Source organism: Aeromonas sp. L_1B5_3, assembly GCF_963866575.1.
Lineage (GTDB): Bacteria > Pseudomonadota > Gammaproteobacteria > Enterobacterales > Aeromonadaceae > Aeromonas > Aeromonas jandaei.
In genome coordinates this window covers 1-435 of record NZ_CAWMDN010000036.1, presented here as the reverse complement: position 1 = coordinate 435, position 435 = coordinate 1, and the positions used below count along the sequence as shown (strand labels likewise).

Below are 435 nucleotides of genomic sequence, written 5' to 3'. Positions count from 1 at the left end.
ACTGCCCCTTGGACTTGCCTGATTCGGTGGCGAAGTGGCGCATCAGGTATTCGTAGGCATCACCTAGCAGATCATCTCCCTCGGTGCGGTTGGCGGAGAGATCCAGCCCCTCGAAGATGCCAATCAGCTTGGTCAGGCGGTCGATCATCTCCTTGCCCTTGCCCAGCTTGTCCTCATCGTTGAAGTCGGCGATGTCGATCACGCCCTTGAGATCATTGGCTCCGGCCAGCGCCGAGATGGTGAGGTTGATCGCCTCGCCGATATTCTTGTCGCCCTTGAGCGCCACCATATCCTCGAAGCTCGCCCCTTGCGGCACCTCAATCATGGCGTAGGGATTGCCCTTGGCCTTGTCGGAAACGTACTTCACAAACAGCAGGGTCAGCACATAGTCCTTGTACTGGGAGGCGTCCATGCCGCCGCGCAGTTCATCGCAAC

The 435-nt window shown here is 58.6% G+C and carries 1 protein-coding gene; it reads right to left on the bottom strand.

All coding sequences use genetic code 11. The features are described from left to right. Positions 1 to 435: type I restriction-modification system subunit M N-terminal domain-containing protein (locus AACR93_RS03160; RefSeq protein ID WP_043852242.1), on the bottom strand; the 435-nt coding region annotated here is incomplete at both ends.